Origin of the sequence: Dietzia sp. DQ12-76 (assembly GCF_014145045.1) — a bacterium.
Lineage (GTDB): Bacteria > Actinomycetota > Actinomycetes > Mycobacteriales > Mycobacteriaceae > Dietzia.
Map to the genome: position 1 here is coordinate 1 of NZ_JAALDV010000388.1, position 2,582 is coordinate 2,582.

A 2,582-nucleotide genomic window follows, 5' to 3' on the forward strand; every position below is an offset into this window, starting at 1 on the left:
TGCGGCGATCACGGCCACGGCCGATCCGGCCAGGACGAGGAAGCGGCGCCGATCAGGACCCGGACGGGAAGCGGGGGCCTCGTCGGTCGACGAGACGAGGTCACCCGAGCCGGTCCCCGACCCGTCCCCCGAACCGCCACCTGTCCCGTCCCCGGACGCGGGGAACAGTGCGCCGACCATCAGTCGCAGGGCGACAACGGCGAGGACGGTGCCGGCGAGCGTCGGCAGCACCCACGCGAGCCCGGCCGAAGGGCGGGTCGCCGCAGCGAGAACTCCCGTGAGTCCGAGCGCGATGATGAGGACGGACCCGATCGGCCGCCGCGGTCGCTCCGTGAGACCGATGACCACACCCATCACCGCCAGGATTCCGGCGAGGCCGATGAGCAGCGCCGGTTTGTCCGCGGTACCGAGTGCGTCGATGGTCGCCTCGCGGACGGCCGAGGGTGCGCGGTCGACGACGGAGTCGGCCACCGCCAGGAAGGGAGACGAACCGGGGGCGACCAGTCCCGCCATGGCGTGACCGACCGCGAGAGCGATTCCGGTCGCGAGGACGCCCGCGGCGATCTGGGCTGTCACGCGGGTTCGGGGCTGGGTGATATCCACGTCAGGAGTTCGGAGCACAGGCCTCGGCGGACGGTGGGGAAGAGAGATTTCGGGGGTCACCCATCCGGCCGGAGAACTGTGCCGAAGAACCTGTGACCCAGCACGCAAGGCTCTGTTGAAAGGACCAACACCATGAGCATGACGATCTCCCGCCGTATGGCTTCGATCGCCGCGGCGGCTGCCGTGAGCGGCCTCGTTCTGGCCGGCTGCGCGAACGACGAGGGCACCACCGAGGCCGAGGGCACCACGACCGCCCCCATGACCTCCGAGATGACCACCGAGGAGACCACCGCCATGGCGGAGCCGGCCGGCATGCTGGTCGGGCCCGGGTGTGCGGACTACGCCGAGGCGAACCCGGACGGCCCGGGCTCGGTCGACGGCATGGCCATGGAGCCGGTCGCCACCGCCGCCTCCAACAATCCGCTCCTCACCACCCTCACGGCCGCCGTGTCGGGCGGGGTGAACCCGGAGGTCGACCTGGTCGACACCCTCAACAACGGTGAGTACACCGTGTTCGCGCCGGTCGACGACGCCTTCGCGCAGGTCGACGACGCGACGATGGAGGCTCTCCAGACCGATCCCGAGCTGCTCACCACGATCCTGACCTACCACGTGGTCGAGGGTCAGATCTCGCCCGAGGACATCGAGGGCATGCAGACCACTCTCGCCGGCGAGGACGTCGACGTCACCGGCTCCGGCGACGAGATCATGGTCAACGAGGCCAACGTGATCTGCGGCGGCGTCCAGACGGCCAACGCCACGGTCTACCTCATCGATCAGGTCCTCGTCCCCGAGGAGTGAGCGCGTTGAGTTCCGGTGATCCCTGACCGCCGGGCGGTGTCACACCACCACAGCACAACCACAGCCCGGGTCGACGCGACAGCGTCGGCCCGGGCTGTGCGCTGTCGCGGGGGGGTTGACACGGGTCGCTCAACGGGGATAATTAAGGTATCGCCTAATTAAGGAAAGCACGAAGTGAAACAGGCTGGTGATTCGCTGTCCCGGGTGTTCCAGGCGCTCGCCGATCCCACGCGGCGTGGGATCCTCGAGCGGCTCAGCGCCGGGCCGGCGACTGTGGGCGAGTTGTCGGACCCCTTCGACATCAGTGCACCCGCCATCTCGCAACACCTGCGGGTGTTGGAGAGCTCCGGTCTCATCGAGCGCAGCACGCGCGCCCAGTGGCGGGTGTGCACGCTCCGGCCGGAACCACTGGACGCCGCCACGGAGTGGGTCGAGCGCACCCGCGGGCTGTGGCAGCAGAAGTTCGACCGACTCGACGGCGTGCTGGCCGACATCCAGCGCGGGCACGTCGACCCCGAGCATCGAGGACGAAGGTCTCGATCGAAGGAGTGAGGGCACCATGTCCGTTCCCGAATTCACCATCACACGTACGTTCGACGCCCCGCGCGAGACCGTCTGGCGGGCGTGGACCGACCCCGCCGTCGCCGCCCGCTGGTGGCATCCCCACGAGGTCACCACTCCCGCGGACAGCGTCGCGATCGATCTGCGCGTGGGAGGTCGCTACACCTACCTGATGATCGACCCGACCGGCCGCGAATGGCCGGCCGCGGGCGAGTACCTCGAGATCCGCGAGCCCGACCGGCTCCGGTTCACCTGGGGCAGTCCCGGTGATGACGGGGACGAGGTCCCCGTCATCACCGTCGACCTCGCCGAGGTGGGCGACGGTCACACCCTCATGACGTTCCACGTGGCTGGACTGCCGGACGACCGCGGCTCCGAGCACAGTGCTCACGACGGCTGGACCGAGGCGTTCGAGGAGCTGGACGGAGTCCTGGCGGCGTCCGCAACGCACTGACCCGGACACTCGGGCGACAGTCAGGCCCGCGGCCCAGAGTCAGCCCCTCAGCTCAGAACCAGTCGTCCCGCATGTCCAGGGTTGTGCGGTCGCCGGAGGCCAGCAGGTCGAACTTGGCGTCCACGACGGGCAGTTCCCGCCGGAGGAAGTACGCGGCGGCCTG

The 2,582-nt window shown here is 69.5% G+C and carries 3 protein-coding genes and 2 pseudogenes; 3 read left to right on the forward strand and 2 right to left on the reverse strand.

Going from position 1 to position 2,582, the window contains the following annotated elements:
- Positions 1-603: pseudogene (locus G6019_RS12995) on the reverse strand (molybdopterin-dependent oxidoreductase); the annotation flags it as partial.
- A 138-nt stretch (positions 604-741) separates the two neighbouring features.
- On the opposite strand from G6019_RS12995, the gene G6019_RS13000 reads away from it, so the two are divergent.
- From G6019_RS13000 to G6019_RS13010, 3 genes are all read left to right on the forward strand, one after another.
- A complete protein-coding gene (locus G6019_RS13000) occupies positions 742-1,404 on the forward strand; it encodes a fasciclin domain-containing protein (protein WP_107758254.1) in 663 nt (220 codons plus the stop codon).
- 174 nt (positions 1,405-1,578) lie between these two features.
- On the forward strand, positions 1,579-1,956 hold the full coding sequence (locus G6019_RS13005) for an ArsR/SmtB family transcription factor (RefSeq protein ID WP_107757588.1): 378 nt from the start codon (positions 1,579-1,581) through the stop codon (positions 1,954-1,956).
- Between the two features lie 7 nt (positions 1,957-1,963).
- Positions 1,964-2,419, forward strand: a complete 456-nt coding sequence (locus G6019_RS13010; RefSeq protein ID WP_107757587.1) for an SRPBCC family protein — start codon at positions 1,964-1,966, stop codon at positions 2,417-2,419.
- A gap of 52 nt (positions 2,420-2,471) precedes the next feature.
- Here the strand turns inward: G6019_RS13010 and G6019_RS17400 are convergent.
- A pseudogene (locus tag G6019_RS17400) lies at positions 2,472-2,582 on the reverse strand (DUF2500 domain-containing protein); the annotation flags it as partial.

Coding starts and splice junctions, on each gene's coding strand:
- G6019_RS13000 (WP_107758254.1), top strand. CDS start 742: ATGACGATCTCCCGCCGTATGGCTTCGATCGCCGCGGCGGCTGCCGTG.
- G6019_RS13010 (WP_107757587.1), top strand. CDS start 1,964: ATGTCCGTTCCCGAATTCACCATCACACGTACGTTCGACGCCCCGCGC.